This is a genomic window from Rudaea sp. 3F27F6 (genome assembly GCF_005503555.1).
In the GTDB taxonomy this organism is placed as follows: Bacteria; Pseudomonadota; Gammaproteobacteria; order Xanthomonadales; family Rhodanobacteraceae; genus Rudaea.
Map to the genome: position 1 here is coordinate 53,745 of NZ_SCNG01000007.1, position 26,721 is coordinate 80,465.

The following is a 26,721-nucleotide window of genomic DNA, read 5'->3' on the forward strand; positions in this document are numbered from 1 at the left end:
TATTGAACTTTTTGACTTTCTTGCCGAGAAACTGCGCGTCGGGGACCGGTATTTGGGCTCATTCCAACCCAGAACTCGTCCCCCGCCGACACTTATCGCGCCGGACTTCCGCCGCGACCGTAACCCTTCAAATTCGCCTTCTTGAGCAGGCTTTCGTACTGATGCGAGACCAGGTGCGCCTGCACCTGCGCGGTGAAATCCATGACCACGACGACTACGATCAGCAGCGAGGTACCGCCGAAATAGAACGGCACATGGAAATACTGCTGCAGGAACGTCGGCACGACGCAGACCAGCACGAGGTAAAGGGCACCCGCTCCGGTCAGGCGCGTCAGCACGCCGTCGATGTACTCCGCCGTCGACTTGCCCGGGCGAATACCCGGGATCAAGGCACCGGACTTCTTCAGGTTCTCGGCCGTCTCGTTCGAGTTGAACACGAGCGCGGTGTAGAAGAACGCGAAGACGATGATCAGGATTGCATACAGAATCTCGTACAGCGGCTCGCCAGGAGCGATCGCCGCGGTCACTTGCTGCAGCCAGCGAATGTCGGCGCCGTTGCTGAACCACGACGAGGCCGTCGCTGGGAACATGATCAGGGACGAGGCGAAGATCGCCGGAATCACGCCCGACATGTTCAGCTTGAGCGGCAGGTGCGACGACTGATTCATGTACGCCTGACTACCACCTTGCCTACGTGCGTAATTCACCGTGATTCGACGCTGGCCGCGCTCGACGAAGACGACGAAGGCTGTCACCGCAACCACGATCAGCAGCACGAGCAGCACCTTGACGAAGTTCAGCTCACCGTTCTGCGCCATCTGCAAGGTGTGATAAGTCGCACCCGGCAGACCGGCCACAATGCCGGCGAAGATCAGCATCGAAATGCCGTTGCCGATGCCACGCTCGGTGATCTGCTCGCCCAGCCACATCAGGAACAACGTGCCCGAGGTCAACGCGATCATCGAGGTGAAAATAAACCCGATGCCCGGCGCATAGACGACCGGCTGACCGTTCGTGGTCTGATGCATCAGCCAGCTCGAAATGCCGAACGACTGCACGGCTGCGAGCACTACGGTGAAATAGCGCGTCCATTGGGTCAGCTTGCGCCGGCCGGACTCGCCTTCCTTGCGCAGCGACTGCAATGACGGCACCACCTGCGCAACCATCTGCACGATGATCGACGCCGAGATGTACGGCACCACGCCGAGGGCGAAGATCGAGAAGCGCGCGAGCGCGCCGCCCGAGAACATGTTGGCGAGGTCGATCAGGCCGCCGCCGCCGCCGAGCAGCGAGGTCATCGCCGCCGACTTCACGCCCGGGACCGGAATGAACGAGCCCAGTCGATAAACAATGAGCGCGCCGATCAAAAACAGGACGCGCTGCTTGAGCTCGGTCAATTTGCCGAGGCCTGCGAGCATGCTGGCTTGGGAAGCCGCCATTGTCGCTCCGTTACTCTACGCTGCCGCCAGCCGCAAGGATCGCCGCCTTGGCGCCTGCGGTCACGGCCACACCCTTGAGCTTCACCGCACGCTTCAGCTCGCCCTTTTTGACGATCTTCGCACGCTCGGCACGCGTCTCGACGAGACCGGCGGCCTTGAGCGTGTCAAAGTCGATCACGTCGGCCTTGACTGCGTCGAGCTTGTACAGCAGCACTTCGGACACTTCGTGCGCGATACGCGAACGGAAGCCGACCTTCGGCAGACGACGCTGCATCGGCATCTGGCCGCCTTCGAAGCCCGGCTTGACCTTGCCTTTGCCGGTACGCGCGAACTGACCCTTGTGGCCGCGGCCCGCGGTCTTGCCGAGGCCCGAACCGATGCCGCGACCGACGCGAACACGCTTCGTGCGTGAGCCCTTGGCTGGTTTGAGATTGTTGAGACGCATTGTTCGATGCTCCAAATATTTCGTAGGGATCCGATTCCTCGGACCCGTTGCGATTCACTCGCGGTCGCAGCCGGCCCGTTCGGATCGGCGCGCCCCTATACCTCAGGCATTCTCTTCGATGCGAACGAGGTAGTTGATCTTGTTGACCAGACCGCGAACCTGCGGCGAGTCTTTCAGTTCACGCACGTCGTTGAGCTTGTTCAGACCGAGCGCCTTGACGCTCAGACGATGCTGCCACTTGCAACTGTTCATGCTCTTGTACAGGCGCACCTTGATCGTGCCGGTCTTGTTTTCTTTAGCCTTGGCCATAACCGCCTACCTCTTCGACTTTCTTGCCGCGCTTGGCGGCGATACGCTCAGGCGTCGCCATTGCTTCCAAGCCCTTGATCGTGGCGCGCACGAGATTGATCGGATTGCGCGAACCCTGCGCCTTCGCCAGCACGTTCTTCACGCCGACCACTTCGAGCACCGCGCGCATCGCACCGCCGGCGATCACGCCGGTACCTTCGGACGCCGGCTGCATGTAGACCTTCGCCGCGCCGTGGTTCGCTTTGACCGCGTGCCAGAGCGTGCCGTTGTTGAGCTTGACCTGGGTCATGCCGCGGCGTGCGCGCTCCATCGCCTTCGAGATCGCGACCGGCACTTCGCGTGCCTTGCCGTAACCGAAACCGACCTTGCCGTCGCCGTCGCCGACCACGGTCAGCGCGGTGAAGCTCATCTGCCGACCGCCTTTGACCGTCTTGGACACGCGGTTGACGGCGATAAGCTTCTCGAGCATGCCGTCGCTGTTTTCACGTTCATTCGTTGACATTACTTTTCACCTTGTGCCGCCCATGCTGCAGCGGACTTTTGCTTGCGGCGAAGCCGCTTAGAATTGTAAAGAAGTATGGTTGCAAATCAGAACTTGAGCCCGGCCTCGCGCGCCGCATCCGCCAGCGCGGCGATGCGACCGTGATAACGGAAGCCCGAGCGGTCGAACGCGACGTTCTCGATGCCGGCAGCCTTCGCCTTCTCGGCGACAGCCTTGCCGACGGCCGCAGCGGCGGCCTTGTTCTTGGTGCCCTTGAGATCGCCCTTGATCGCCGACTGCACGGTCGAAGCGGCGGCCAGCACCTTGCTGCCGTCGGCCGAGATGACCTGAGCATAGATGTGCTGATCGCTGCGATGCACGGTCAGACGCGGCACGGCGAGCTTGCGGATGTGGCTGCGCGTAGCTTTCGCACGGCGCAGACGGGATTCGTTTTTTTCGTTCGACATAGTCTCGTCTCCGGATAGCTGAAGCGCCTACTTAGGCCTTCTTGGCTTCCTTGATGGTGATCTTCTCGCCGGCGTAACGCACACCCTTACCCTTGTACGGCTCGGGTGGACGGAACGCGCGGATCTTCGCTGCCGTCTCACCGACGCGCTGCTTGTCGGCACCGGCGATCAGCACTTCGGTCTGCGTCGGCGCGGTGATCGTGATGCCTTCCGGCGCCTTGAACAGAATCGGGTGCGAGAAGCCGAGCGAAAGGTTCAGGTCCTTGCCCTGCAGCGCGGCGCGGTAACCGACGCCGACGAGTTCGAGCTTGCGCTCGTAGCCTTCGCTGACGCCCTTGACCATGTTCGCCAGCACGGCGCGTGCCGTACCTGCAAACTTGGTCGTCTCCACATCCTTCGATGCAAGCAGCACTTCACTACCGTCGATCTTGATTTCGACGCCTGCGGGCATGGCGAACGACAGGGTGCCCTTCGGGCCCTTCACCGTCACGGCCTCGTTGGCGACCTTGAGCTCGACGCCTTTCGGCAGCGCAATCGGCTTTTTAGCGACTCTTGACATGATGATTCTCCGATTACGCCACGGTACCGATGACTTCGCCGCCGACGCCCTGAGCGCGCGCCTGCGCATCGGTCATGATGCCGGCCGGCGTGGTGACGATGGCGATGCCGAGGCCGCCCATCACTTTCGGCAGCGCGTCCTTGCCGCGGTAGACGCGCAGGCCCGAACGGCTGACGCGGCTGATCGATTCGATCGCCGGCTTGCCTTCGAAGTACTTCAGCGCGATCTCGAGCTCGGCCTTGTTGTTGGCCAGTTTGTTGACCTGAAAGTCGCGCACGTAGCCCTCGTCCTTCAGCACTTTGGCGATGGCTTGTTTGGTTTTGGATGCCGGCATGCGCACCGTCGGCTTCGCGGTCGCTTGCGCGTTGCGAATGCGGGTGAACATATCGGCGATGGGATCAGTCATGCTCATGTTTCTAGTTCCTTAGCATCGATATCCGTTCTAAAAACGGGATTCGAGATTGGGGATTTGAGACTTGGAAGAGCGGGCTTTGCGAATCCCGACTCTTCAATCTCGAATCCCGGTTTATTACCAGGATGCCTTACGCAGACCCGGGACGTCGCCGCGCATCGTCGCTTCGCGCAGCTTGTGGCGGCCGAGCGAGAACTTGCGGTAGACGCCGCGCGGACGGCCGGTCAGCTCGCAGCGGTTGCGCTGGCGCGAGGGGCTGGCGTCGCGCGGCAGCTTCTGCAGCTTGGTCTGCGCGGCCATCTTTTCCTCGTACGAAGACTTGGGCGAAAGCACGATCGCTTTCAGCTCAGCGCGCTTCGTCGCGTACTTCTTCACGATTTTCGCGCGCTTCTTCTCGCGCTCCACCATGCTGGTCTTTGCCATTGTCGTATCTCTTTGAGAATTAGTTGCGGAACGGGAAGCTGAAGGCTTCGAGCAGCGCCTTGGCTTCGGCATCCGTCTTCGCCGTCGTCGTGATCGCGATATCCATGCCGCGCATCGCGTCGACCTGGTCGAAATCGATTTCCGGGAAGATGATCTGTTCCTTGATGCCCATGTTGTAGTTGCCACGGCCGTCGAAAGCACGGCCCGACACGCCACGGAAGTCGCGCACGCGCGGCAGCGCAACCGTGACCAGGCGATCGAGGAACTCGTACATCTTCGCGCGGCGCAGGGTGACCTTGCAGCCGATCGGCCAGCCGTCGCGAATCTTGAACGTCGCGATCGACTTGCGCGACAGCGTCGCCACGGCCTTCTGGCCGGCGATCTTGTTCATGTCGGCGAGCGCGTTTTCGAGCACCTTCTTGTTCGCCGCCGCTTCACCCACGCCCATGTTCAGCGTGATCTTGGTGATCTTCGGCACTTCCATCACGTTCTTGTAGCCGAACTTTTCTGTCAGCTTCGGAATGACGGTGTCTTTGTAATATTTTTCCAAACGGGTCATGGCCATGGCTCCTTATACGTCCGCCTGTTCGCCGGTCTTGAACATGCGCACCTTGCGCCCATCGGCCAGCGTCTTGAAACCGACGCGACCGCCCTTGCCCGTGGCGTCGTTGAACAACGCAACGTTGGACAGGTGGATCGGGGCTTCGCGCTCGACGATGCCGCCCGGCTGGTTGGCCTGCGGATTCGGCTTGGTGTGACGCTTGACCAGGTTGATGTTCGCGACGACCACGCGGTCTTCGGCGACGCGCAGCACTTCGCCGCGCTGGCCCTTGTATTTGCCGGTGATCACGATGACTTGATCACCTTTGCGAATTCTGTTCATGACTAATTCCGAAAAAGTGTATTTATACGTACGTGCTTACAGCACTTCCGGCGCAAGCGAAACGATCTTCATGAAGCGCTCGCTGCGCAGCTCGCGCGTGACCGGCCCGAAGATGCGCGTGCCGATCGGCTCGAGCTTGTTGTTGAGCAGCACGGCAGCGTTGCCGTCGAAGCGGATCAGCGAACCGTCCGGGCGACGAACGCCCTTGCGCGTACGCACGACGACCGCGTCGTAAACCTCGCCTTTCTTGACCTTGCCGCGCGGAATCGCATCGCGGATCGACACCTTGATGATGTCGCCGATGCCCGCGTAGCGGCGCTTGGAACCGCCGAGCACCTTGATGCAGAACAGCAGCTTGGCGCCGCTGTTGTCGGCCGCGGTCAACGTGGATTGCATCTGGATCATGTTCTACTCCTCAAATCCCACGTGTTACTGCGCGGCGCGCGTCAGCACTTGCACGACGCGCCAGTTCTTGGTCTTCGACAGCGGGCGCGTCTCGACGATGCGCACGACGTCGCCTTCCTTGCACTCGCCGTTCTCGTCGTGTGCGTGCACCTTGGTCGAGCGGCGCACGATCTTGCCGTACAGCGGATGCTGCACCTGGCGCTCGAGCAGGACGGTGACCGTCTTCTGCATCTTGTTGCTGATCACACGACCTTCGATCGTGCGCTGGGCCTTCTCGGCCTTGTTCGTCTGTTCGCTCATGGCCTGGCCCTTACTTCGCCGCCGACTTTTCAGTCAGCAACGTTTTGATTTGCGCGATCTCGGAGCGCACGCGCTTGAAATGATGCGTCTGGGTCTGCTGCCCGGCGCTCTTCTGCATGCGCAAGTTGAACTGCTCGCGACGCAGCTCGAGGAGCTGGTCGTTGAGTTCCTGCGCGTTCTGCTTGCGGAGGTCTTGGATACTCATCACATCACCGTACGATTCACGAATTGGGTCTGCACCGACAGCTTGGCGGCGGCGAGGCGGAAGGCTTCGCGCGCTTCGACTTCGCTGATGCCCTCCAGTTCATAGAGCATGCGACCGGGCTGCACGACGGCGACCCAATACTCGACGTTGCCCTTACCGTTACCCATACGCACTTCGATGGGCTTCTTGGTGATCGGCTTGTCGGGATACACGCGGATCCACAGCTTGCCGCCGCGCTTGACGAAGCGCGTCACGCAGCGGCGCGCGGCTTCGATCTGGCGGCTGGTCAGGTGGCCGTGCGTGGTCGCCTTGAGGCCGTACTCGCCGAAGCTCACCTTGTTCGCGACAAAGGAGATACCGCGGTTGCGGCCCTTGTGCGTCTTGCGGTACTTGGTACGTTTTGGCTGAAGCATGACTTAGGTTTCCTGATTACTTGTCGCGCGGAGCACGCGGTTCACGGTCACCGCGCGGCTCACGCTCGGAACGATCGCGACGATCGCCGCGGTCACCACGCGGAGCGCCTTCGCGCGCTTCCTCTTTGCCGGCTTCCGCTGCGTGGGTGGCCAGGTCGAACACCTCGCCCTTGTAGATCCACACCTTGATGCCGATGATGCCGTAGGTTGTCTTCGCCTGGGCGAAGCCGTAGTCGATGTCGGCGCGCAGCGTATGCAGCGGCACGCGGCCTTCGCGGTACCACTCCGAACGCGCGATTTCCGCACCGTTGAGGCGGCCGCCGACGTTGATCTTGATGCCGAGGGCGCCGAGGCGCATGGCGTTGCCGACGGCGCGCTTCATCGCACGGCGGAACATGATGCGGCGCCCGAGCTGCTGAGCGATCGACTCGGCGACGAGCTGCGCGTCGAGCTCGGGCTTGCGCACTTCGCTGACGTTGATGTGGGCGGGAACGCCCATCACCTTCGACACGTCGCGGCGCAGCTTCTCGATGTCCTCACCCTTCTTGCCGATGACGACGCCGGGACGCGCGGTGTGGATCGTGATGCGCGCGGTCTTCGCCGGACGCTCGATCGCGATCTTCGACACGCCCGCCTGAGCGAGCTTGGAACGCAGCATTTCGCGAACCTTCAAGTCGGCCGCGAGGTACTGCGCGTATTCGCGCTTGTTCGCGTACCACTTGGAGTTCCAATCCTTGGAAATGCCGAGGCGAATACCGGTTGGATGAACTTTGTGACCCATGATTTTTCCTTAGCTCCCGACGACCACGGTGATGTGGCTCGTGCGCTTGATGATGCGCGAGCCGCGGCCCTTAGCGCGTGCATGCATGCGCTTGAGCTGCGGGCCGTCGTCCACGGTGATCGTGGCGACTTTCAGTTCGTCGACGTCGGCGCCGAGATTGTTCTCTGCGTTGGCGACGGCGGAGAGCAGCACCTTCTTGATCAGGTGCGCCGCCTTTTTGTCGCTGAACTGCAGCAGGCTCGTTGCACGTCCGACCGGCAGGCCGCGCACCTGATCGGCGACCAGTCGCACCTTCAGCGAGGAAATGCGCGCACCGCGCAGGATGGCTTTCGCTTGAGTAGTCATCTCGTCACCTTACTTCTTGGCTTCGGCGGCTTTCTTGTCGCCGGAGTGACCCTTGAAGGTGCGCGTCGCGGCGAACTCGCCGAGCTTGTGCCCGACCATGTTCTCGTTGACCAGCACCGGCACATGGGCCTTGCCGTTGTGCACGGCGATGGTGTAACCCACCATCTCCGGCAAAATCATGGAGCGACGCGACCAGGTCTTGATCGGACGCTTGGTATTGGAGCCCGACGCCGCTTCCACCTTTTTCAGGAGGTGCAGATCGACGAACGGACCTTTTTTCAGTGAACGTGCCATTGTTGTCTAGTCCTGTTCTATCAACCGCGACGATCGCGCACGATGAATTGGGTGGTGCGCTTGTTCTTACGCGTCTTGTAGCCCTTGGCCGGCTGGCCCCACGGCGACACCGGATGCGGATTACCCTGGCCGGCTTTCGCCTCACCACCGCCGTGCGGATGGTCGACCGGGTTCATCGCCGCACCGCGGACGGTCGGACGCACGCCGCGCCAACGCTTCGCACCGGCTTTGCCGAGCTTGCGCAGGTTGTGTTCGGAGTTGCCGACTTCGCCGATCGTGGCGATGCAGTCGACAGGCACCTTGCGCATTTCACCCGAACGCAGACGCAGCGTCGCATAACCGGCTTCGCGCGCGATCAGCTGCACCGAGGCGCCGGCGCTGCGCGCAAGCTGCGCGCCCTTGCCCGGCTTCATCTCGACGCAATGCACGGTCGAACCGATCGGGATATTGCGCAGCGGCAGCGAGTTGCCTGCCTTGATCGGCGCATCGCGGCCGGCCATGAGCTGGTCGCCCACCGCCACGCCCTTCGGCGCGATGATGTAGCGACGCTCGCCGTCGACGTAGAGCAGCAGGGCGATGTTCGCCGTGCGGTTCGGATCGTATTCGAGACGCTCGACGCGGCAGGCGATGCCTTCCTTGTCACGCTTGAAATCGATGACGCGGTAGTGCTGCTTGGAGCCGCCGCCCTTGTGACGCGTCGTGATGCGGCCGTAATGGTTGCGGCCACCGGTCTTCGACTGCGGTTCGGTCAGCGGTGCGTACGGATCGCCTTTGTACAGCCCCGGCGTCGACACGCGCACCATCGCGCGGCGTCCCGGAGAAGTTGGCTTCAGTGTAATCAGTGCCATTGTTCTGGTTCCGATAAATTCTTGGAGCGCGGCTTAGTGAATCAAGCCTTCGCGGTGACGTCGATCGTCTGGCCGTCGGTCAGACGGACGTAAGCCTTGCGCCAGCCGTTGCGCGAACCCGCGCGCTGACGGAACGACTTGACCTTACCTTTCACGTTCACGATGTTGACCGACTCGACCTTGACGCTGAACAGCGCTTCGACCGCATCCTTGACGATCTTCTTGTCGGCGTCCGCAGAGATCTCGAACACGTACTGGTTGTGCTCCTGCGCGCGCGCACTCTTTTCCGAGATGTGCGGTGCGCGGATCACGCTGTACAGCTTTTCGTTCTTGATTTCGGTGCTCATGCCAGCCACTCCTCGATCTTCTTGACCGAGTCGACGGTCATCACAACATGCTGCGCATCGACCAGGGTGACCGGGTCCATCGCGGCGACATCGACCACGGCGACCTTGTGCAGGTTGCGCGCGGACAGGAACAGATTCTGATTGACGTCTTCGGTCACGATCAGGGTGCGGCCGGTGTGGTCCTTCAGCTTGGCGGCGAGCGCCTTGGTGCTGACCTTGTCCACGCCGAACGACTCGACGACCTGCAGACGACCCTGACGGTTGAGCTCAGACAGGATCGCCTGGATCGCACCGCGGTACATCTTCTTGTTGACCTTCTGCGAGAAATCGCGCGGCTTTGCCGCGAACGCGCGACCACCGCCGACGAAGATCGGGGCGCGGTAGTCGCCGTGACGCGCGCCGCCGCCCTTCTGCTTCTTGAACTTTTTCGTCGTGCCCGAGAGTTCCGAGCGCGTCAACTGCGCCTTGGTGCCCGCGCGACCGGCGTTGCGATAAGCAACGACGACCTGATGCACGAGGCCTTCGGAATATTCGCGACCGAACACGGTGTCGGAAACCGACAGCGGCTTGGCGCCTTGTACTTGCAGTTCCATTTCTATGCTCCTCAAGCCTTGGCAGCGGGGCTGACGATCACGTTGCCGCCCGGCGCACCCGGCACCGCGCCGCGCACGGCGATCAGGTGCTTCTCGGCGTCGATCTTCACGACTTCGAGATTCATCATCGACTGGCGCGTCGCACCCATGTGACCGGACATCTTCTTGCCCGGGAACACGCGACCCGGAGTCTGGCGCTGACCGATCGAGCCCGGTGCGCGATGCGACAGCGAGTTACCGTGCGTGGCGTCGCCCATCGTGAAGTTCCAGCGCTTGATCGTGCCCTGGAAGCCTTTACCCTTGGTCACGCCGGCGACGTCGATCTTCTGACCGACCTTGAACACTTCGTCGGCCTTCAGTTCGCCACCGACCGCGTAGCTGCCGATGTCCTTCGCGTCAACGCGGAACTCCCACAGGCCACGACCGGCTTCGACCTTGGCCTTGGCGTAGTGACCGGCGAGCGGCTTGGTCACGAGCGCCGCGCGCTTCGTGCCGGCCGTCACCTGGACCGCGGTGTAACCGTCCGTCTCGACCGTCTTGACCTGGGTGATGCGGTTCGGCGTCGCTTCGATCAGCGTCACCGGCACCGATTCACCAGCTTCGGTGAAGACTCGCGTCATGCCGCACTTGCGGCCGATAATTCCGATAGTCATTGCTGTGATCTCAGTAGAGCTTGATCTGCACGTCCACGCCGGCGGCGAGGTCGAGCTTCATCAACGCGTCCACGGTCTTGTCGTTCGGGTCGACGATGTCGAGGACGCGCTTGTGGGTGCGGGTTTCGTACTGGTCGCGCGCATCCTTGTCGGCGTGCGGCGAGGTCAGGATGGTGTAACGCTCGATCTTGGTCGGCAGCGGAATCGGGCCGCGCACTTGCGCGCCGGTACGCTTCGCCGTTTCCACGATCTCGCTCGCAGAACGATCGATCAAACGATGATCGAAGGCCTTGAGCCGAATTCGAATCTTCTGGTCCGCCATTGCCGTGTCCTTGAATCTGAAAGAACGTTGCCTGCCCGCAGCGAAACGACTGGGTCCGCCGCGGCGATCCGGTTTCGGATCAGGTAAAAATTACGTCAGTTGAAACTACGAAAGAATGGGCGAGTCGATTCCGACTCGCCCAAACTTGAAATCCCTCCGCCCCTTGGATTGCCGGCGAAAACGCCAGCGCACCGAAGCGATCAACCGTCCTTGTCCGCGAAGTCGAAGCACGTCCTGCGCCTCATTTCGCTTTACTGCTGATCAATCTTGCGACCGAATCAGCGAGTGGTCGTAAAGTATAACCGGATGTTTTTCAAAATGGAACACCCGATGAAACAAATTTTGCCCGCATCCCAATGCATCAACTTTCGCCCCGGCCATCCCGACCGGACTTGCATCGACAAGAGCGGGCTTTCGGCCCGCTCTTGTCCAGTTCGACTCTTACTTGACGATCTTGGCAACGACGCCCGCGCCGACCGTACGGCCGCCTTCGCGGATCGCGAAGCGCAGACCTTCGTCCATCGCGATCGGGTGGATCAGGCTCACCACCATCTTGATGTTGTCGCCCGGCATGACCATTTCCACGCCTTCCGGCAACTGCACCGAGCCCGTCACGTCCGTCGTGCGGAAGTAGAACTGCGGGCGGTAGCCCTTGAAGAACGGCGTATGACGACCACCCTCTTCCTTGCTCAGCACGTACACTTCGGCTTCGAAGTCGGTGTGCGGGGTAATCGTGCCCGGCTTCGCCAGCACCTGACCACGCTCCACGTCGTCGCGCTTCAGACCGCGCAGCAGCAGGCCCGCGTTGTCGCCCGCACGACCTTCATCGAGCAGCTTGCGGAACATTTCCACGCCCGTCACCGTCGTCTTCTGCGTCGGACGGATGCCGACCACTTCGATTTCGTCGCCGACCTTGATGATGCCGCGCTCGATACGACCGGTCACCACGGTGCCGCGGCCCGAGATCGAGAACACGTCTTCCACCGGCATCAGGAACGGCTTGTCGATGTCGCGCTGCGGCTCCGGAATGTACGTGTCCAGCGCGTCCACCAGCTTGATGATCGCCGGCACGCCGATTTCGCTCTGGTCGCCTTCCAGCGCCTTCAGCGCCGAACCCTTGATGATCGGGGTATCGTCGCCCGGGAACTGGTACTTCGACAGCAGGTCGCGCACTTCCATTTCCACCAGCTCGAGCAGCTCGGCGTCGTCCACCATGTCGGCCTTGTTCAGGAACACGACGATGTACGGCACGCCGACCTGGCGCGACAGCAGGATGTGTTCGCGCGTCTGCGGCATCGGGCCGTCCGCGGCCGAGCACACCAGGATCGCGCCGTCCATCTGCGCCGCACCCGTGATCATGTTCTTCACGTAGTCCGCGTGGCCCGGGCAGTCGACGTGCGCGTAGTGGCGCGTCGGCGATTCGTATTCCACGTGCGCCGTCGAGATCGTAATGCCGCGCGCCTTTTCTTCCGGCGCCGCGTCGATCTGGTCGTACGCCTTGAACTCGCCGCCGAAGCGCTCCGCACCGACCTTCGTCAGCGCCGCCGTCAGCGTCGTCTTGCCGTGGTCCACGTGGCCGATCGTGCCTACGTTCACGTGCGGCTTAGTCCGTTCGAATTTGCCTTTTGCCATTGTCTTAACTCCGCAAGATAACTAATCGATTCTTTCGCAAGGATTCGACTCAACGAATCCACTCTCGGGCGCAGTGAATCGCGCCGCTAAAACTCAACCTCTCTTGATCACCGCTTCGGCGATATTGGCCGGCGCCTCGGCGTAGTGATCGAATTCCATCGTGAACGTTGCACGCCCCTGGCTCATCGAGCGCAGACTGGTCGCGTAGCCAAACATCTCACCAAGCGGCACAAGCGCGTCAATCAACTTGCCCGACGGGCTTTCGTCCTGGCCCTGAAGCACACCGCGCCGGCGGGACAGATCGCCCATCACGTCGCCCATGTAATCTTCGGGCGTCACCACCTCGACCTTCATGATCGGCTCAAGCAGGACCGGACCCGCATTGGCGAAACCTTCCTTGAACGCCATCGAGCCGGCGATCTTGAACGCCATTTCGTTCGAGTCGACCTCGTGATACGAACCATCGATCAAACGCACCTTCACGTCCACCACCGGGAACCCGGCGAGCACGCCGTTGCCGAGCTGCTCGCGGATGCCCTTCTCGACCGCCGGGATGTATTCCTTCGGAATCACACCGCCGACGACCGCATTTTCAAACTCGAAACCTTTGCCGCGCTCGAGAGGTTCCATCTCGATGACGACGTGACCGTACTGGCCGCGACCGCCCGACTGGCGCACGAACTTGCCTTCCTGCTTGATCGCCTTGCGCATCGTTTCGCGATACGCGACCTGCGGCTTGCCGACGTTCGCTTCGACGCTGAACTCGCGCTTCATGCGGTCGACGATGATGTCCAGATGCAGCTCGCCCATGCCGGCGATGATGGTCTGGCCCGATTCCTCGTCGGTGCGCACGCGAAAAGAAGGATCTTCCTGCGCGAGACGCGACAGAGCGACGCCCATCTTTTCCTGATCCGCCTTGGTCCTCGGCTCGATCGCCATCGCGATGACGGGCTCGGGGAAACTCATCTTCTCGAGCGTGATAACGTGGTCGGTCGAGCACAGCGTTTCGCCCGTGGTCACGTCTTTCAGACCGACCGCGGCGGCGATATCGCCTGCGCGCACTTCCTTGATCTCGTCGCGGTTGTTCGCATGCATCTGCAGCAAACGACCGATACGCTCTTTCTTGCCCTTGATCGGGTTGAATACGGTGTCACCCGAATTCAACGTGCCGGAGTAGACGCGGAAGAAGGTGAGCGATCCCACGTACGGGTCGGTCGCAATTTTGAATGCCAGCGCCGCGAACGGTTCACTGTCGCCAGCCTTACGCGTCTCTTCCCTGTCGTCCTCGTCGTGTCCCGTCACCGGCGGCCGATCCGACGGCGCAGGCAGATAGCGGATCACGCCATCGAGCATCGCCTGCACGCCTTTGTTCTTGAACGCCGAACCGCAGAACACCGGAATCATCTTGTTCGCAAGCGTGCCCGCGCGAATACCCGCGATGATTTCGTCTTCCGAGAGCTCGGCGCCTTCGAGATACTTGTTCATCAAGTCTTCGGACGTTTCCGCCGCCGACTCGATCATGTGTTCGCGCGCGGCCTTGGCCTTGTCGGCCAGATTCGCCGGAATGTCGCCGAACTCGAACTCCATGCCCTGGGTTTCCATGTCCCAGTGAATGGCTTTCATCTTGAGCAGATCGATGACGCCCTCGAAGCCGTCTTCCGCACCGATCGGCAGTTGCATCGGCACGGGATTCGCACCGAGGCGCGCCTTGAGCTGGCCGACGACCTTGTCGAAATCGGCACCGGCGCGATCCATCTTGTTGACGAAGGCGACGCGCGGAACGCCGTACTTGTTCGCCTGGCGCCACACGGTTTCCGACTGCGGCTGCACGCCGCCGACTGCACAGAGCACGAATACGGCGCCGTCGAGCACGCGCAACGAACGCTCCACTTCGATGGTGAAGTCGACGTGTCCCGGCGTATCGATGATATTGAACCGATGCTGCGGGAACGAACGATCCATACCGGTCCAGAAACAGGTCGTCGCGGCCGACGTGATCGTGATGCCGCGCTCTTGTTCCTGCTCCATCCAGTCCATCGTCGCCGCACCCTCGTGCACCTCGCCAATCTTGTGATTGACGCCAGTGTAGAAAAGGATGCGCTCCGTGGTCGTGGTCTTTCCGGCATCAATGTGGGCCATGATGCCGAAATTCCGGTAGCGTTCGATTGGCGTGTTACGGGCCATAGTCAGTTCAAAGAACAATCACATTCAGGCGTTTCGCCGGAAGGTCGGTTTCTGCGCTCGTCTGTGAGCGTGAATCAAGAGGCGGCCGTTCCGACCGCACTCTCCAACGAACCTGCTTACCAGCGATAGTGCGAGAACGCCTTGTTCGCGTCCGCCATGCGGTGGGTTTCTTCGCGCTTCTTCACGGCGCCGCCGCGGTTTTCGGCCGCTTCGAGCAACTCGGCTGCGAGCTTGCGCGGCATCGAGTTTTCGCTGCGCTTGCGCGCGGCCTCGATCACCCAGCGCATCGCTAGGGCGACGCGGCGCGACGAGCGCACTTCGACCGGCACCTGATAGGTAGCACCACCGACGCGACGGGACTTCACTTCGACCGCAGGAGCGACGTTGCTGAGCGCCTTCTCGACGAGTTCGAGCGGCTGCGCGTTCTTTTCACCGATGTGAGCGATGGCGCCATAGACGATGCCTTCGGCGATCGACTTCTTGCCGCTCTGCATCACCATGTTGATGAAGCGCGAGATCAGCTGGCTGCCGTGCTTCGGATCGGGCAGGAGTTCGCGAGTGGGGGTATTGCCTTTACGTGACATAGACTCTTCTCAATGATGCGACCACACGGATCGCTTGATACTCAAGCACGGAGTGCCTGCGAAAAAACGCTTTTTTCAAAGTGCGGCCAGGATGGCCGCTTCAATCCGGACCTGAAAGCCCGGAAAAATTAACTGGCCTTGGGCTTCTTCGCGCCGTACTTGGAACGGCTCTGACGACGCTTGGTCACGCCGGCCGCATCGAGCGAACCGCGCACCGTGTGGTAGCGCACGCCCGGCAGATCCTTCACACGACCGCCGCGAATCAGCACGACCGAGTGCTCTTGCAGGTTGTGGCCTTCGCCGCCGATGTAGCTAATGACTTCGAAGCCGTTGGTCAGGCGCACCTTGGCGACCTTGCGCAGAGCCGAGTTCGGCTTCTTCGGGGTCGTCGTGTACACGCGCGTGCAAACGCCGCGGCGCTGCGGGCAGTTTTCCAGCGCGGGCGAAGCGCTCTTATAGGTCTTCGGGCTGCGCGACTTGCGCACCAGCTGATTCACGGTTGACATGCTGCTCTTCGTTCCGGAAATGAATGAATGTATGCGGTCGTCCTGATCGCGAAGATCACAAAGCGGCCGTCCTGACCGAACTTCTCGACGGGATAGACGAAAACGCAGCCCGAACGGAATCCAGGCTGCGAAGAAACGGGAGTTTAACTGGCGCTTGACGAAGCCGTCAAGCCCGAAGGCTTGGGACTTCATCGGACGTCCTTGTGACGATCATCAAGGGGCCTCGTGCCCCTCATATCGTTTGCAGCGCTTGCAACAACATCGAAGTAGCGCACTGCGCCGAACTCCGCGCCACGGATTTTAACGGCTATGCCCCGCCTGCGCAACAATTCGGGCTTATCGCCACACGAAATGCCTCGAATGCGGCAAAAAAAAGGGGCGCTTGCGCGCCCCTGGATTTCGTTGCCGATTCGGATCGCCCGCAAGGCGAATCCTCCGATCGATCATCAATTTTTTGCGTTGACCTGTACCGCAATCGTGTTCTTCGGAATCTGCGTGGACAGGATCGGGTCTTGGTAACTCGTGCCAAAGCAGACATAGCTAGACGCCGATGCATTCGGAGCGTAACCGGCCTTGGCTGCGCTGAACGTGACGGTGGCAGGCGATCCCGCGGTGACCAGGCCGGCGCCCCCATTCGGCGTCAACGTCAACCAGCTCGGAGGATTGGCACACGCCACACGTGTGACGACCGCCATCGCCAAGCCCGGGCCATATCCACTGGTGCCGCCCGTGGACCACGTCGCATTCGGGTCGGAGCTGGTGTATGCCCAGCTCGTGTCATTGCCGTACCAGCTCGTATCCCAACTCCAGCCCTCGGTACAGCCCTTGCCGTCGCCCTTGTCATTGCACGGCAAATCCGGATACACGGACAGCCAATAGCGACCCGCGGCGAGTCCCGTTGCCTGCTGCGCAGCAGCGAGATCCAAACTGATCACGTCGCCGGCAACACTGACGCCCGGACTGCCTGCCGTCGCGTCGTAGCTCCAGGCAGCCTGAGTGCCGGGCACTCCGTTGTTGTCCGGATAGATGCGCCAGTGCACACCCAGCCCGGTGCCGAACGAGGCCAGCGAATGCACCGCGTGGCCGGTGGCGACTATGAGCCCAAGGTCGACCGCGTTACCCGAAACGACAAAGTCATCGGCAAGAAATTGATCCAGATCGCCTTGCCCGGGGTTCAGATAATGCGTACTTGTGAAGTTGTAATAGGCAGAGTTGTCCTTCTGATTCGCCCAGACGAGCGGCGCCACACCACCCGCTTTCGGCGCAAACGTCATGCTGCCGCCGCCGATATTGGCGAAATCGAGCGTGGCGCTGCCAGTGGCCTTGCCGTTGAGATTGATATTCACCACGTTGGCCGACGTCGCAACCGACGGAGCAGGCACTGCCACGGAGACGGGCAGGTGCAGATCCGCCAAGCTTTGATAACCCGGCAGCGGATCCGGAGCGAAGAGCAACACGCTGCCGGTACTGTAGCTTCCGCCGGCAATCAGCGAACGAGTATTGACCGTGACAGTCAACTTGACCGTGCCGCCGGCCGGGACCGTGAATGTCGCGGGCTCGATCGTGATCTTGTCCGCCAACGATCCGGTTGTGCCGGTGGTCCAGGTCGTCGTCGTCTTCTGCGTACTGCGGAACGTCCGTGTGAAGCTGCAGGAGCCCGCGCAGCTGAAGTTCTGCATGCTTGCAATGTTGAACGTGCTCACGTCGCCGCCCTTGGTCGGATCGGCCGCGCGGAAGTTATCTCCGTTCTCGGTCAGCACCAATCCCGCAGCGGCGGCCTTGTCGACCTGCACGCGTCCGGCACCAACGTCGTACACGCCAGCCGGCGTCTTGCCGTCGGCCTTGGTGACGCCATTGGTGACCGCCGTCATCATGAGAGCGGACTTGATTTCCGACGCAGTCCAATCCGGGCGGGCCTGAACGAGCAAAGCCGCCGCGCCGGCGATGTGCGGCGAAGCCATCGACGTGCCGCTGTCGAAAGCGACGATGTCCGGATTGTTGTTGGAAACGATGAGCCCTTCAGCCGTCATGAAAGCGTTGTTGAAGGCAGCCAACGTTCCGACGCCTGGGGCGGCGATGTCCGGCTTGATCACGTCGAACGGCACCGGCGTCAACACCGGCCCGATCAAGCTGAAGTCGCCAAGGACATCCCCTTGACCGGACGGACGTGAACTCGGGAATCCCAGCGATGCGGCACCAACGCCGCTGCTCGTCCCCAGATACTTCTGCAACGCAATACCGTCCGCCTGCGCGACCGAGAACACCGAAACGCCCACCGAAGGCGGTCCCACCGTCGGACTGAATGGCCCCTCGACGCGATTGTCCGCAATGATTACCGAAACTGCACCCGCGGCGATCGCGTTCGGCACCTTCACCGCGAAGCCACAAGTGCCTCGGCTGATCAGCGCGATCGCGTTCTTGAATGTGTCGGCAGGATAGGCGTTGCAACCATCAGCCCCATGAGTCGGCGCATTCTGGCTACCCGGGTCGCCGGCATCGAACTGCGGGCTCAATACGATCGGAGTGCCCGCCGGGAACGGCGCGGCGAGCGGCGTATCGTAAGTACCCTCGGTCAGAGTGATCCCCTGGGTCGCCGCAGGCGGTTTGCCGGGGCCGGTGAGGCTCAATTGCAGCGAAGCTTGCCCGGCCGGCGGCGTAGTCGCCGCTACCGTGGTCACCCACGGCATCGCATTACCGACCGTACCCGGCGTCTGCGCGGCTTGGCGCGCACAGGTCGTCACCGGCCTGGTGTTGCCGGCCGAAAGCGCGGTGAAGATGTTTGCATCCTGAGCGGCGAGGAACCCCAGCGAAACCGGGTCGTTCCAATAGTTCGGCTCCATGCAGCCACCGAACGACATATTGAGAACGTCGACCACGCCGTCTTCTATGGCATCTTCGATCGCGGTTAGCTCGGAGACGTCGCTGGCCGTGCCGGTACCGGGGCTGACAATGCTGAAAATCGATAGATTCGCATGCGGCGCGATGCCGGACAGGTTTGCGCTGAAACCGAGGATTCCGCCCTGGCGTGCATTGCCGCCGGCAGTGCTGGCCGTATGGCTGCCGTGGCCGTTCGTATCCTCCACGTTGACCCCGGTCTTGCCGAGGCCGCGGCTGTAGGCGTCATAGACGCCGATGACTTTGTCGTTGCATCCGCCGAGGCTGATGCTCGACACATTGCAGTCGCCGATATAGTTGCCGCTGCCGAGCGGGTTGGTGACGGCGTAGCCGCTGGCGTCCGCCGCCTGGAACGACGGACTCTGGCTGTTGTAGCCAGTGTCGATGATACCGATCACGACCCCGTCGCCTTTGTATCCCGTGCCCTGGTTCAGATCGCCGAACAGGCTGCTCAGGGTCGGATAAGTGAATCCGGGTGCCGGCGGACGCAAGTTATTGCCGCGCCACAGAATGTCGGCACCGATGAAGCGAGTGCTCACATCGTCGTCCGGATACATCGTCCGGCTCGACACCACCGACAGCACGCCCGGAGTCGCACGGACGAGATCGGCCTCCCTATCGCTCAGCGTCAATACGGCGCCGTTGATCGCATTCTGGAAAGTGCGTGAGAACGTCACCGAGCGACCAATCGTCTTCTCGATCGAAACTTGATGCTGCGCTTGCGCCGCGACGAGAGTCGCTCGATAACTGCGTGCATTGTCGCTGCGCATGTCCATATAGGCACGGCCGTTGGCCTTGGTACCAAAAGGAATCGCGTCGCTCGCGCGCAAACCCTGCGTGCCTTGCGATCTCAAGGCGCGATTGCGCAGAGCGACCGACGGCTCGGAAAACATCACGATATAAGTCTTGCCGTCGACGCTGGCAGCACTGCTCGCGCCGCCGGCACGCACGGAACCGGTCGCCACCGGGCCTGCCTGCGTCGTCGCAGTCGTCGCCAAGCATGCCGCGATTCCGGCAGCCAGAAGGCGTGGCCGCATGAAATTCGAAATCATCTCCCGCTCTCCTCGATATCTTTTAGTACACGGCTGCATCGTTGAACGACGGCCGGCTCCGTTGCCTGAGCGAGCGGCGAACCTTCTGGCGAGGGCCGCGTCACCGCGGTTTCTCGCATGGTCTGTGCCCTCCCCAGCCGTTAGACTCTACGCCTCATCGCAGCCGCACATCAACCAGCTTGACCTCTATCGATTCCCCGCCGAGCGTCATCCTCTACTGTCGCGCCGGCTTCGAAGGCGAGTGCGCGCAGGAAATCACTGCGAACGCCGCAGACCTCGGTCTGTTCGGCCATGTACGCGCCGTGCGCGACGACGCTTTTGTGGAGTTCGTCGCAACATCGGCGGTACATGTGAGCGACGTGCTCGGCGCCGCCGATGCGCGCAACCTCATCTTCGCCCGGCAGGCACTGGCCTGCTTCGCCCGCCTGCGCGAGTTGCCCGCGCGCGATCGCGTCACGCCGATTCTGACGACGCTGCGCGAAAGCACCGGGCGCTACGCCGACGTCATCGTCGAAGCGCCCGACACCAACGAAGGCAAGGCCCTTGCACCGTTCTGCCGCAGCTTCGGCAATGCCCTCGTCGGCGCGATGAAGAAGGCTCGCTTGATCGATCCCGCGGCCCGCCAACGGCTGCACGCCTTCTTTCCGCAAAGCGACAGCGTTTATCTGTGCATCGGCGATGTCGAACGGACTTCGCCGTGGCCGCAGGGCATTCCACGCCTGAAGTTTCCGCGCGAAGCGCCGAGCCGATCGACGCTCAAGCTCGACGAAGCCTTTCTCGTTCTGCTCGATGAAGACGAGCGCGCGCGCTGGCTCAAGCCCGGCATGAGCGCGGTCGACCTCGGCGCCGCGCCGGGCGGCTGGACGTGGCAGCTCGTGCGCCGTTCGATACGCGTCGCCGCCGTCGACAACGGCCCGATGGACGCCGCGTTGATGGAGTCGGGGCTTGTCTCGCACGTGCGCGCGGACGGTTTCCGCTGGCGCCCGCAGAAACCGGTCGACTGGCTGGTCTGCGACATGGTCGAGCAGCCGCGCCGCGTTGCGACCTTGATCGCGCAATGGCTGGCCGACGGCCTGTGCCGGCAGACGATCTTCAATCTCAAGCTGCCGATGAAGAAGCGCTACGACGAAACCGTGCTCTGTCTCGCAATCCTGCGCGATGCCGTCGGAGCGCGAGGCGAGGTCCGCGCCAAACAGCTCTATCACGACCGCGAAGAGATCACGGTCTTCGCGCGCGGCGCGTAGCGGCGTGAGGCCCACTGAACTTCGCCTGATTGCGCAATTACAAAAGATTACGCCTGCAATCGATCCACGCTATGCTTGCCGGCCTTTTGCTCGCCGCGCCGCGAAATCCGTTTGCCGATGAAACAACTGCGTTCGTTCCTGCCTCTTTTGATCCTGATCGGCATCGGTGTCGCGCTGTTTTTTTCCGGCGTGCTCGACCGCTTCCGCCCGGACAATCTCGCCGCCGAACAGGCCAATCTGCAGGTCCTGATCGCCGAGCGCCCGATTCTCGCCGGGCTCGCGCACATCGGCGCGGTGATGCTCGCGATCGCGACCGGCCTGCCGGGCATGGTGGTATTGATCATGGCCGGCGGCATGATTTTCGGTGTGCTGATCGGTGCCGCACTGAACATCGTCGGCGTCACCCTGGGCGCGGTGATCCTGTTTCTCGCCTCGCGCCGCGCGTTCGGCGATCACAGCCACGGCGAGCAGGCGCCGGGGCTCGTTTCGCGTCTGCGCGGCGGCTATCTGGCTCAACCGATCAGCTATACCTTCTTTCTGCGCCTGGTGCCGTTCTTTCCGTTCGGCGGAGTTACCGTCGCGCTGGCGTGGCTGCGCTGCCCGTTGTGGCTGTTCGTGACCGCGACCGCGATCGGCGGCCTCGCCATGACCGGCATCGAGACCTGGCTCGGCGCCTCGCTGGCCAAGAACATCGGCGCGAACAAGGCGATCAGCGCCGACCTGCTGCACGATCCGCAGGTGCTCTGGCCAATGATCGGTCTGGTCCTGCTCGCCATCGTGCCGATCGCGATCAACAGGCTGCGCGCGCCGAAAGCCGTCGCGGCCGCCCCGGAAAGCCGCAAAAATTGAGGGGCGGTATCGCATCGGCTATCCTGCCACGCTTTGACGCGCCGCCGGGCGCGGCCACGACGACCAAGGCCACGTTTTGAGTTCCGCAGCGAGACCTTCCACCCCGCTTTCGTTTTGGCGCGCCGCGTTCCTCGCGGTGATCATCGCCGCGGCCAACCTCGCCTTCTGGGCGGCGCTGAACCGGCCGAAGGAAGTGCCGGAGTTCGACGGCAAGATCGGCGGCTTCGCCTACAACCCGTACCAGCGCTATCAGAGCCCGCACAAGCAGATTTTCCCGAGCCTCGAAGACATCGACGGCGATCTGAAATTCCTGTCGACGCGCACCGATCGCATCCGCACCTATTCCTCGATCGAGAACCCGGCGGTGCCGGCAATCGCAAAAAAGTACGGCCTCAAGGTATTGGCCGGCACCTATCTCGACCGCCGCTGGCAGCGCAACGAAGACGAGATCGCCGCGTTGATCGCCGCGGCGCGCGACAACGACAATATCGATCGGGTCATGGTCGGCAATGAGACCTTGTTCCGCGCGGACATGAGTGTGGATGAGCTGATCGCCTATCTCGATCGCGTGCGTGCGCAAGTCAAGGTGCCGGTCTCGACCGCGGAACCGTACTGGGTATGGATCAAGTATCCGCAGCTCGCAAAGCACGTCGATTTCATCGCGATCCATCTGTTGCCGTACTGGGAAAAAATTCCGCGTAAAGATGCGGTCGGCATCGGCGCGCTCGGCAACTACGTGCAATTGCAGAGCGCATTTCCGGGCAAGAAAATCGTGGTCGGCGAGATCGGCTGGCCTTCCGCGGGCGATCGCAACCAGGTCTCGCAACCTTCGGTCGAAGATGAGGCGCAGTTCATTCGCCAATGGGTCAAGGAAGCCGCCTGGCGCAAAATCGACTACTACCTCATGGAGGCCTTCGATCAGCCTTGGAAAGAGGCGGACGAGGGCCGCGTCGGCGCGTACTGGGGCGTCTACGGAGCTGACCGGCAGCCGAAATTCTCGTTCACCGGGCGCATCGTCGAAGACCCGTCGTGGCCGAAGAAGGCGCTCATCGCCTCCCTGCTTTCGCTGCTGCCGATGTTCTTCTTCGCACGCCACTTCATGCGCTTCAAGTGGATGGGCGTGCTGTTCTTCTGCGTGCTGATCCAGCTATCCGCGTCGCTGCTGGTCTGGTCGGCGACGCTGCCGTTCGCGTTCTATCTGAGTCCGTTCGACTGGACCATGCTCGTCGTGCTGTTCCCGGCGCAGTTGGCGATCATCCTGATCCTGTTGATCAACGGCTTCGAGTTCACCGAAGTGCTCTGGCGCAAGTACTGGCAGCGCGGCTTCGGCCTGCTCTCGCCGAAGCCCGAGGACCGGCAGCCGTTCGTCTCGATCCATCTCGCCGCGTGCAACGAGCCGCCCGAGATGGTGATCCTCACCCTCGACTCGCTCGCCGCGCTCGACTACGAGAACTTCGAAGTGCTCGTGATCGACAACAACACCAAGCGCGAGGAAGTGTGGAAGCCGGTCGAGGAATACTGCGCCAAGCTCGGGCCGAAGTTCCGCTTCTTCCATCTCAATCCATGGCCGGGCTTCAAGGCCGGCGCGTTGAATTTCGGCCTCGAGCAGACCGACCCGCGCGCTGAAGTCGTTGCCGTGGTCGACGCCGACTACGCCGTGCGTGCCGATTGGCTCAAGGCGTTGACCGGCTATTTCAACGACCCGAAGGTCTGCGTCGTGCAGTGCCCGCAGGCGCATCGCGACTGGGAGCACAACGAATTCCGCCGCATGACCAATTGGGAATACGACGGCTTCTTCCGCATCGGCATGCACCATCGCAACGAGCGCAACGCGATCATCCAGCACGGCACGATGACGATGGTGCGCCGCGACCTGCTCGAATCGACCGGCAAGTGGTCGGAGTGGACGATCTGCGAAGACGCCGAACTCGGTCTGCGCCTGATGCACGCCGGCTACGAACTCGTCTACGTCGACGAAGTCATGGGCCGCGGTCTCACCCCGGCCGACTTCACCGCGTACAAGTCGCAGCGCTACCGCTGGGCGTTCGGCGCGATGCAGATTCTCAAGGGCCGCTGGAACTGGATGACGCGCAAGGGTCCACTGACCGCCGGCCAACGTTTCCACTTCCTCACCGGCTGGTTCTCCTGGTTCGCCGACGCGCTGCACATGGTCTTCACCGGCCTCGCGCTGTGGTGGACCGCGGGCATGCTCGCCCTGCCTAAGTACTTCGCCCTGCCGCTCGATCTGTTCATCTATCCGATCATCGGCTTCTTCCTGTTCAAGGCGGCGGTCGGCATCATTCTCTACCGCGTACGCGTGCCGTGTTCGTGGAAGGACACGATCATGGCGTCGATCGCCAGCATGGGCCTCTCGCACGCGATTGCACGGGGCATCTATCTCGGCCTGTGGAAAAAGAAAGGCGAGTTCGTGCGCACGGCGAAAAGCCGACGCCTGTCGAAGAAACCCAATCCGTTCACCGCGGTGCGCGAAGAATTGTTGATGTTCATCGCCATCGTGCTCGCGATTGCCGGGATGCTCGGCCTGCCGACTCTGCTCAGCCATTGGATCAGCGGCGGCGTGGAAGCGCCCGGAACGCGCCATCTGACCGATTATTCCGAAGGCAAGCTCTGGATCTTCATCCTCGCGGCGCAGGCGATTCCCTATCTGTCGGCGCTGGTCGGCGCGATGGTCGCCGCACGCTCGGGAGAAGAAAGCGGCTGACGCCGATCGGCGGCGCCGCGTTTACGACTTGATAACTACGATGGCCCGAGTGCCGTGCTATAAAACAGCCAGGGCTGCGAAGCGTAGGGAAACGATCCGCTTGAATCGACACGCCATCCATCGTGCCGCGGCGTTGGCCGCATTGCTCGCCTGCTCCGCGGCGCAGGCGGGTACGATCACGACTCAGATCGACGGCATCGACGACTCGCTCAAGCCCGTAGTCGCCGCGTCCGCCGAAATCACCCAGTACGAAAAGCAGGACGTCAGCGCCGCCCAGGCGCGGCGCCTGTACACGAACGCCGGAGAGCAGATCGCCAAGGCGCTCGAGGCCTATGGTTACTACAGCGCACAGACCGACGGCGAGTTGAAAGAGACGCCGCAGGGCTGGACCGCGATCATCCACGTGCGCCCCGGCGAGCGCCTCAAGGTCGGCGACTACAGTGTCGAAGTGCCGAGCCCGGCGCGCGAAGAGAAAGAGGTCGCCAAGGCCCTCATCGAATTTTCGCCGAAGGCCGGCCAACCGTTCGACAGCACCGCCTACGAAAAGAGCAAAGCCGCCGTGCAGTCGGCGCTGTTCTCGGTCGGCTATCTCGATGCCAAGCAGATCGAACACAAGGTCGAAGTCTCGCGCAGCGCCAATCGCGCCACGATCTCGCTCAAATGGGACGTCGGTGAGCGCTATCGCTTCGGCGAAGTCGTGTTCAAGGGCAGCCAGCTCGACGACGGCGTGCTCGACCGTTACGTGCCGTGGCATCGCGGCGATTTCTACAGCCAGACCCGACTCCTGCGCCTGCAGCAGAAACTGATCGATGCCGACTACTTCGCCATCGTCGACGTGCAGCCGGACAAGGAGAAGGCCAAGGACGGCGTGATTCCGATCGATGTCACCGTCGCCCCGGCCAAACGAAACATCTACTCCGGCGGAGTGTTCATCGATTCCGACATCGGCCCCGGTATCAAAGGCTCCATCACGCGACGTTGGGTCAACATGCGCGGGCACAAGGCGAAGATCGAAGCCGAAATCGCGCAGCGCGAAAAGATGCTCGCCGGCACCTATACGATCCCGCTGCCGGGCGACAACGACCGCGCCTACAACTTCGGCGTCGCCTACCGCAACATCAATACCGAAACCGTCCAATCCGACACATTGCGCGCAACCGCGAACGAAACGCGCTACTGGCACGGATGGCTGCGCACGATCGGCGTCAACGTATTGAGCGGCACCTATACAGTGGCGAATATCAACGGCAATTCCACCCTCGTTTACCCTGAGGTGTCGTTGACTCGAAAAAGTATGGACGACAAAGATTTCGTCCGCGACGGCTACTCTCTGAGCTTCGATACGCGCGCAAGCCCCGGTCCCGCGACCAAGTTCGTGCAGGCGCGCGCCGACGCGAAATGGATTCGCGGCTTCGGCGACCGCCAGCGCCTGATCGTGCGCGGCTCGCTTGGTGCGACTCAGGTCGATGACTTCGACAAGCTGCCGCCCGAACTGCGCTTCTTCGGCGGCGGCGACCGCTCAATCCGCGGCTACGCCTACCAGACCGTCGGCCCACCGCTGCCGGCCAGCCTGCTGCCGATCGCGCTGGAGCGCTGCAAGACCGGCCAGTCCACGACCGACTGCAACAACCTCATTATCGGCGGCAAGAACCTCGCCGTCGCGAGCGCCGAGTACGAGTACTACTTCACCTCGAACTGGGGCATCGGCACCTTCATCGATGCGGGCGACGCATTCAGCACCTTCGGCAATTACAAGACCCACATCGGCACGGGCCTCGGGCTGCGCTGGCGCTCACCGGTCGGCATGGTGCGCGCCGACCTCGGTTTTCCGGTCAACGATCCCGAGGGTCGGCATGGCGTGCAGCTGCACCTCACGATCGGCCCCGATTTGTAAGAGTTTTTTTGGCCACGGATTACACGGATGCACACGGATCAAGAGCAAACCGGTCTTTGCTCGTCATTCCCGCGAAAGCGGGAATCCGGCATCTTTGTTTTTGCGGCTGCTAGAACAAGGGACGGTATGACCACCCCTTCGGCTGCCGAAAGCCTCGCTTTCGCGCAAATGACGGGAGCTGCTTTATCCGTGTCCATCCGCGCAATCCGTGGCCCCAAATGCTTTTGAGAACGCA

Annotated in this window: 31 protein-coding genes; 4 read left to right on the forward strand and 27 right to left on the reverse strand. The window is 62.1% G+C overall.

Annotated features, from left to right (window positions below; translation table 11 throughout):
• Nucleotides 1-92 precede the first annotated feature (92 nt).
• From secY to FFS30_RS21690, 27 genes are all read right to left on the reverse strand, one after another.
• Entirely contained in the window at nt 93-1,439 is a 1,347-nt protein-coding gene (secY, locus tag FFS30_RS21560; RefSeq protein ID WP_137915272.1) for a preprotein translocase subunit SecY, read from the reverse strand.
• A 10-nt stretch (nt 1,440-1,449) separates the two neighbouring features.
• Complete coding sequence (gene rplO, locus FFS30_RS21565) at nt 1,450-1,884, reverse strand: 50S ribosomal protein L15 (protein ID WP_137915273.1); 435 nt, start codon at nt 1,882-1,884, stop codon at nt 1,450-1,452.
• Nucleotides 1,885-1,986: 102 nt separating this feature from the next.
• Nucleotides 1,987-2,193: a 50S ribosomal protein L30 gene (gene rpmD, locus FFS30_RS21570; protein ID WP_137915274.1), complete on the reverse strand. Its 207-nt coding sequence runs from the start codon at nt 2,191-2,193 to the stop codon at nt 1,987-1,989.
• Complete coding sequence (rpsE, locus tag FFS30_RS21575; RefSeq protein WP_018974008.1) at nt 2,180-2,695, reverse strand: 30S ribosomal protein S5; 516 nt, start codon at nt 2,693-2,695, stop codon at nt 2,180-2,182. The genes rpmD and rpsE overlap by 14 nt, the downstream gene beginning before the upstream one ends.
• 86 nt (nt 2,696-2,781) lie before the next feature.
• Nucleotides 2,782-3,141, reverse strand: coding sequence for a 50S ribosomal protein L18 (gene rplR / locus FFS30_RS21580; RefSeq protein ID WP_137915275.1), 360 nt, complete (start codon nt 3,139-3,141; stop codon nt 2,782-2,784).
• Nucleotides 3,142-3,172: 31 nt separating this feature from the next.
• Nucleotides 3,173-3,700, reverse strand: a complete 528-nt coding sequence (rplF, locus tag FFS30_RS21585) for a 50S ribosomal protein L6 (protein ID WP_137915276.1) — start codon at nt 3,698-3,700, stop codon at nt 3,173-3,175.
• 13 nt (nt 3,701-3,713) lie between these two features.
• Entirely contained in the window at nt 3,714-4,112 is a 399-nt protein-coding gene (rpsH, locus tag FFS30_RS21590; RefSeq protein ID WP_137915277.1) for a 30S ribosomal protein S8, read from the reverse strand.
• Between the two features lie 117 nt (nt 4,113-4,229).
• Entirely contained in the window at nt 4,230-4,535 is a 306-nt protein-coding gene (gene rpsN, locus FFS30_RS21595) for a 30S ribosomal protein S14 (RefSeq protein WP_137915278.1), read from the reverse strand.
• Between the two features lie 19 nt (nt 4,536-4,554).
• Nucleotides 4,555-5,094 (reverse strand): 50S ribosomal protein L5, encoded by a 540-nt coding sequence (gene rplE, locus FFS30_RS21600; RefSeq protein ID WP_137915279.1) that lies wholly within the window; start codon nt 5,092-5,094, stop codon nt 4,555-4,557.
• Between the two features lie 12 nt (nt 5,095-5,106).
• A complete protein-coding gene (gene rplX, locus FFS30_RS21605) occupies nt 5,107-5,418 on the reverse strand; it encodes a 50S ribosomal protein L24 (protein WP_137915280.1) in 312 nt (103 codons plus the stop codon).
• A gap of 36 nt (nt 5,419-5,454) precedes the next feature.
• Nucleotides 5,455-5,823, reverse strand: coding sequence for a 50S ribosomal protein L14 (rplN, locus tag FFS30_RS21610; RefSeq protein WP_137915281.1), 369 nt, complete (start codon nt 5,821-5,823; stop codon nt 5,455-5,457).
• Nucleotides 5,824-5,847: 24 nt separating this feature from the next.
• The gene (rpsQ, locus tag FFS30_RS21615) at nt 5,848-6,123 is read right to left on the reverse strand and encodes a 30S ribosomal protein S17 (RefSeq protein ID WP_137915282.1); all 276 of its coding nucleotides are present in this window, start codon (nt 6,121-6,123) and stop codon (nt 5,848-5,850) included.
• A gap of 10 nt (nt 6,124-6,133) precedes the next feature.
• Nucleotides 6,134-6,328 carry a 50S ribosomal protein L29 gene (gene rpmC, locus FFS30_RS21620; RefSeq protein ID WP_137915283.1) on the reverse strand — a complete coding sequence of 65 codons (195 nt, stop codon included), beginning with the start codon at nt 6,326-6,328 and terminating at the stop codon, nt 6,134-6,136.
• Nucleotides 6,328-6,741: a 50S ribosomal protein L16 gene (gene rplP, locus FFS30_RS21625; protein WP_137915284.1), complete on the reverse strand. Its 414-nt coding sequence runs from the start codon at nt 6,739-6,741 to the stop codon at nt 6,328-6,330. The genes rpmC and rplP overlap by 1 nt, the downstream gene beginning before the upstream one ends.
• A gap of 16 nt (nt 6,742-6,757) precedes the next feature.
• Nucleotides 6,758-7,522: a 30S ribosomal protein S3 gene (gene rpsC / locus FFS30_RS21630; RefSeq protein ID WP_137915285.1), complete on the reverse strand. Its 765-nt coding sequence runs from the start codon at nt 7,520-7,522 to the stop codon at nt 6,758-6,760.
• Nucleotides 7,523-7,531: 9 nt separating this feature from the next.
• A complete protein-coding gene (gene rplV / locus FFS30_RS21635) occupies nt 7,532-7,867 on the reverse strand; it encodes a 50S ribosomal protein L22 (protein WP_137915286.1) in 336 nt (111 codons plus the stop codon).
• A 9-nt stretch (nt 7,868-7,876) separates the two neighbouring features.
• Complete coding sequence (gene rpsS, locus FFS30_RS21640; protein ID WP_137915287.1) at nt 7,877-8,161, reverse strand: 30S ribosomal protein S19; 285 nt, start codon at nt 8,159-8,161, stop codon at nt 7,877-7,879.
• A gap of 20 nt (nt 8,162-8,181) precedes the next feature.
• Entirely contained in the window at nt 8,182-9,009 is an 828-nt protein-coding gene (gene rplB / locus FFS30_RS21645) for a 50S ribosomal protein L2 (RefSeq protein ID WP_137915288.1), read from the reverse strand.
• A gap of 41 nt (nt 9,010-9,050) precedes the next feature.
• Complete coding sequence (gene rplW, locus FFS30_RS21650; RefSeq protein WP_137915289.1) at nt 9,051-9,356, reverse strand: 50S ribosomal protein L23; 306 nt, start codon at nt 9,354-9,356, stop codon at nt 9,051-9,053.
• Nucleotides 9,353-9,949, reverse strand: a complete 597-nt coding sequence (gene rplD, locus FFS30_RS21655) for a 50S ribosomal protein L4 (RefSeq protein WP_137915290.1) — start codon at nt 9,947-9,949, stop codon at nt 9,353-9,355. Before rplD ends, rplW begins: the two co-directional genes overlap by 4 nt.
• Before the next feature lie 11 nt (nt 9,950-9,960).
• On the reverse strand, nt 9,961-10,602 hold the full coding sequence (gene rplC, locus FFS30_RS21660; RefSeq protein WP_137915291.1) for a 50S ribosomal protein L3: 642 nt from the start codon (nt 10,600-10,602) through the stop codon (nt 9,961-9,963).
• A gap of 10 nt (nt 10,603-10,612) precedes the next feature.
• Nucleotides 10,613-10,924, reverse strand: coding sequence for a 30S ribosomal protein S10 (gene rpsJ / locus FFS30_RS21665; RefSeq protein WP_137915292.1), 312 nt, complete (start codon nt 10,922-10,924; stop codon nt 10,613-10,615).
• 441 nt (nt 10,925-11,365) lie between these two features.
• On the reverse strand, nt 11,366-12,556 hold the full coding sequence (gene tuf, locus FFS30_RS21670; protein ID WP_137911658.1) for an elongation factor Tu: 1,191 nt from the start codon (nt 12,554-12,556) through the stop codon (nt 11,366-11,368).
• A gap of 93 nt (nt 12,557-12,649) precedes the next feature.
• Entirely contained in the window at nt 12,650-14,740 is a 2,091-nt protein-coding gene (gene fusA / locus FFS30_RS21675) for an elongation factor G (RefSeq protein WP_137915293.1), read from the reverse strand.
• Between the two features lie 116 nt (nt 14,741-14,856).
• Nucleotides 14,857-15,324, reverse strand: a complete 468-nt coding sequence (gene rpsG / locus FFS30_RS21680; RefSeq protein ID WP_137915294.1) for a 30S ribosomal protein S7 — start codon at nt 15,322-15,324, stop codon at nt 14,857-14,859.
• A 128-nt stretch (nt 15,325-15,452) separates the two neighbouring features.
• Nucleotides 15,453-15,830 (reverse strand): 30S ribosomal protein S12, encoded by a 378-nt coding sequence (gene rpsL / locus FFS30_RS21685; RefSeq protein ID WP_018973116.1) that lies wholly within the window; start codon nt 15,828-15,830, stop codon nt 15,453-15,455.
• A gap of 446 nt (nt 15,831-16,276) precedes the next feature.
• Nucleotides 16,277-19,777 carry a S8 family serine peptidase gene (locus FFS30_RS21690; protein ID WP_171014785.1) on the reverse strand — a complete coding sequence of 1,167 codons (3,501 nt, stop codon included), beginning with the start codon at nt 19,775-19,777 and terminating at the stop codon, nt 16,277-16,279.
• Nucleotides 19,778-19,965: 188 nt separating this feature from the next.
• Here FFS30_RS21690 and rlmM point away from each other — a divergent pair, with 188 nt between their 5' ends.
• The 4 genes from rlmM (at nt 19,966) to FFS30_RS21710 (ending at nt 26,486) form a co-directional block, all read left to right on the forward strand.
• Complete coding sequence (gene rlmM, locus FFS30_RS21695; protein ID WP_137915422.1) at nt 19,966-21,021, forward strand: 23S rRNA (cytidine(2498)-2'-O)-methyltransferase RlmM; 1,056 nt, start codon at nt 19,966-19,968, stop codon at nt 21,019-21,021.
• Between the two features lie 117 nt (nt 21,022-21,138).
• Entirely contained in the window at nt 21,139-21,870 is a 732-nt protein-coding gene (locus FFS30_RS21700; RefSeq protein ID WP_137915296.1) for a VTT domain-containing protein, read from the forward strand.
• A 76-nt stretch (nt 21,871-21,946) separates the two neighbouring features.
• On the forward strand, nt 21,947-24,592 hold the full coding sequence (locus FFS30_RS21705) for a glycosyltransferase (RefSeq protein WP_137915297.1): 2,646 nt from the start codon (nt 21,947-21,949) through the stop codon (nt 24,590-24,592).
• Nucleotides 24,593-24,692: 100 nt separating this feature from the next.
• Nucleotides 24,693-26,486, forward strand: a complete 1,794-nt coding sequence (locus FFS30_RS21710) for an autotransporter assembly complex family protein (protein ID WP_249352584.1) — start codon at nt 24,693-24,695, stop codon at nt 26,484-26,486.
• Nucleotides 26,487-26,721 lie beyond the last annotated feature (235 nt).

Excerpts from the sequence above, each read along its gene's own strand:
- secY (WP_137915272.1), bottom strand. The coding sequence starts at position 1,439 with ATGGCGGCTTCCCAAGCCAGCATGCTCGCAGGCCTCGGCAAATTGACC.
- rplO (WP_137915273.1), bottom strand. The coding sequence starts at position 1,884 with ATGCGTCTCAACAATCTCAAACCAGCCAAGGGCTCACGCACGAAGCGT.
- rpmD (WP_137915274.1), bottom strand. The coding sequence starts at position 2,193 with ATGGCCAAGGCTAAAGAAAACAAGACCGGCACGATCAAGGTGCGCCTG.
- rpsE (WP_018974008.1), bottom strand. The coding sequence starts at position 2,695 with ATGTCAACGAATGAACGTGAAAACAGCGACGGCATGCTCGAGAAGCTT.
- rplR (WP_137915275.1), bottom strand. The coding sequence starts at position 3,141 with ATGTCGAACGAAAAAAACGAATCCCGTCTGCGCCGTGCGAAAGCTACG.
- rplF (WP_137915276.1), bottom strand. The coding sequence starts at position 3,700 with ATGTCAAGAGTCGCTAAAAAGCCGATTGCGCTGCCGAAAGGCGTCGAG.
- rpsH (WP_137915277.1), bottom strand. The coding sequence starts at position 4,112 with ATGAGCATGACTGATCCCATCGCCGATATGTTCACCCGCATTCGCAAC.
- rpsN (WP_137915278.1), bottom strand. The coding sequence starts at position 4,535 with ATGGCAAAGACCAGCATGGTGGAGCGCGAGAAGAAGCGCGCGAAAATC.
- rplE (WP_137915279.1), bottom strand. The coding sequence starts at position 5,094 with ATGACCCGTTTGGAAAAATATTACAAAGACACCGTCATTCCGAAGCTG.
- rplX (WP_137915280.1), bottom strand. The coding sequence starts at position 5,418 with ATGAACAGAATTCGCAAAGGTGATCAAGTCATCGTGATCACCGGCAAA.
- rplN (WP_137915281.1), bottom strand. The coding sequence starts at position 5,823 with ATGATCCAGATGCAATCCACGTTGACCGCGGCCGACAACAGCGGCGCC.
- rpsQ (WP_137915282.1), bottom strand. The coding sequence starts at position 6,123 with ATGAGCGAACAGACGAACAAGGCCGAGAAGGCCCAGCGCACGATCGAA.
- rpmC (WP_137915283.1), bottom strand. The coding sequence starts at position 6,328 with ATGAGTATCCAAGACCTCCGCAAGCAGAACGCGCAGGAACTCAACGAC.
- rplP (WP_137915284.1), bottom strand. The coding sequence starts at position 6,741 with ATGCTTCAGCCAAAACGTACCAAGTACCGCAAGACGCACAAGGGCCGC.
- rpsC (WP_137915285.1), bottom strand. The coding sequence starts at position 7,522 with ATGGGTCACAAAGTTCATCCAACCGGTATTCGCCTCGGCATTTCCAAG.
- rplV (WP_137915286.1), bottom strand. The coding sequence starts at position 7,867 with ATGACTACTCAAGCGAAAGCCATCCTGCGCGGTGCGCGCATTTCCTCG.
- rpsS (WP_137915287.1), bottom strand. The coding sequence starts at position 8,161 with ATGGCACGTTCACTGAAAAAAGGTCCGTTCGTCGATCTGCACCTCCTG.
- rplB (WP_137915288.1), bottom strand. The coding sequence starts at position 9,009 with ATGGCACTGATTACACTGAAGCCAACTTCTCCGGGACGCCGCGCGATG.
- rplW (WP_137915289.1), bottom strand. The coding sequence starts at position 9,356 with ATGAGCACCGAAATCAAGAACGAAAAGCTGTACAGCGTGATCCGCGCA.
- rplD (WP_137915290.1), bottom strand. The coding sequence starts at position 9,949 with ATGGAACTGCAAGTACAAGGCGCCAAGCCGCTGTCGGTTTCCGACACC.
- rplC (WP_137915291.1), bottom strand. The coding sequence starts at position 10,602 with ATGACTATCGGAATTATCGGCCGCAAGTGCGGCATGACGCGAGTCTTC.
- rpsJ (WP_137915292.1), bottom strand. The coding sequence starts at position 10,924 with ATGGCGGACCAGAAGATTCGAATTCGGCTCAAGGCCTTCGATCATCGT.
- tuf (WP_137911658.1), bottom strand. The coding sequence starts at position 12,556 with ATGGCAAAAGGCAAATTCGAACGGACTAAGCCGCACGTGAACGTAGGC.
- fusA (WP_137915293.1), bottom strand. The coding sequence starts at position 14,740 with ATGGCCCGTAACACGCCAATCGAACGCTACCGGAATTTCGGCATCATG.
- rpsG (WP_137915294.1), bottom strand. The coding sequence starts at position 15,324 with ATGTCACGTAAAGGCAATACCCCCACTCGCGAACTCCTGCCCGATCCG.
- rpsL (WP_018973116.1), bottom strand. The coding sequence starts at position 15,830 with ATGTCAACCGTGAATCAGCTGGTGCGCAAGTCGCGCAGCCCGAAGACC.
- FFS30_RS21690 (WP_171014785.1), bottom strand. The coding sequence starts at position 19,777 with ATGATTTCGAATTTCATGCGGCCACGCCTTCTGGCTGCCGGAATCGCG.
- FFS30_RS21700 (WP_137915296.1), top strand. The coding sequence starts at position 21,139 with ATGAAACAACTGCGTTCGTTCCTGCCTCTTTTGATCCTGATCGGCATC.